At 49.2% G+C, this 1,499-nt stretch carries 1 protein-coding gene; it reads left to right on the top strand.

What is annotated here, in order from left to right; all coding sequences use genetic code 11:
* A partial coding sequence (locus KDK16_RS02015) for an ankyrin repeat domain-containing protein (RefSeq protein ID WP_257274430.1) occupies window positions 1–1,311 on the top strand: 1,311 nt, incomplete at its 5' end.
* Between the last annotated feature and the right edge of the window lie 188 nt (window positions 1,312–1,499).

Raw genomic sequence — 1,499 nt, 5'->3', positions numbered from 1 at the left:
ATCACAGAAAAATCCATAGTCACTGTCGCCAGTGGTGAAAACCAGTTACACGAAAATGACACAGTGGCTCACATGAAGTGTCCAATTTGTATGGAGGCAATGGCCGAAAATGTTGCGGCCACTCTCTGTTGCGGTGAACTCTTCCATAAAGGTTGCATTACCCGTTGGGTAGAAGACAAAAAAGAGTGTTCTCACTGCCGCAAGAGTATTTCAGCCAATCAATTAACAACTATCCGACTGCCTAATATTGTTGTGACGAAAGTGTTTGATGTTCGACCTAAAGTGAAGTCAGAAGAAAAAAGCTCGTCGCCTGATGGGGCAAAGTCATCCCAATTTGCTATTGCTCAAAGCCACACAGAGACCGTCAAGGCCGGGGTATTGTCGGACAGTAACCGATCTCAGCGTCTTCGGGACTTTCACGGTGCTGCCCGCAGAGGCAACACAAGGTTGATCAGGGAATTGCTGGACTTTGACCTCTCACTGGCCAAAGAGACGGATAACGATGGCGATACGGCTCTCCACTTGGCTGCTCATGAAGGCCACACAGAGGCCATCCTGACATTGCTGAGAATTGAACCCTCCCTGATCAAAGAGAAGGATAAATATGGCAGGACGGCTCTCCACTTAGCTGCTCGTAAAGGCCAAACAGAGGCCATCCAGACATTGCTGGACTTTGATCGTTCACTGGCCAAAGAGAAGGACAACCGTGGCATGACGGCTCTCCACTACGCTGCTCATCAAGGCCACGCAGAGGCCATCCAGACATTGCTGAACTTTGACCGCTCACTGGCCAAAGAGAAGAATAACAATGGCTATACGGCTCTCCACCTGGTTGCTTGGCGAGGCCAAACAGAGGTCATCCAGACGTTGCTGGACTTTGACCCCTCATTGGCCAAAGAGACGGATAACGATGGCAATACGGCTCTCCACTTGGCTGCTTGGCAAGGCCACACAGAGGTCATCCAGGCATTGCTGAACTTTGACCGCTCTCTGGCCAGAGAGAAGAGTAACGATGGCAATACGGCTCTCCACTTGGCTGCTTGGCAAGGCCAAACAGAGGTCATCCAGGCATTGCTGAACTTTGACCGTTCTCTGGCCAAAGAGAAGAATAACCGTGGCATGACGGCTCTCCACTACGCTGCTGTTAAAGGCCACACAGAGGCCATCCAGACATTGCTGAACTTTGACCGCTCTGTGGCCAAAGAGAAGAATAACAATGGCAAAACGGCTCTCGACCTTGCTATCCGGGGTGGTTACACAGACTGCAAGAGACTACTGCTTAAACGCTATACACCCGAACCATCGGGCTGACTTCTACAGTGAGCAGTAAAATTGTGCAGATTAGTATTTCAGCCATTAAGTCAGATTCAGGCCTTACTATTTCACTGGAAACGAGCATAAGGCTTATTCCAGTTCATAGTGTTAAAAAAACAGACTACCCTGTATAAACTCAGCAACCTAACCGGTCTGGCAATGTACAGCTTTTACACCTTTCTACA

Source organism: Endozoicomonas sp. SESOKO4, from assembly GCF_024606275.1.
This window is presented reverse-complemented; position numbering and strand designations above follow the sequence as displayed.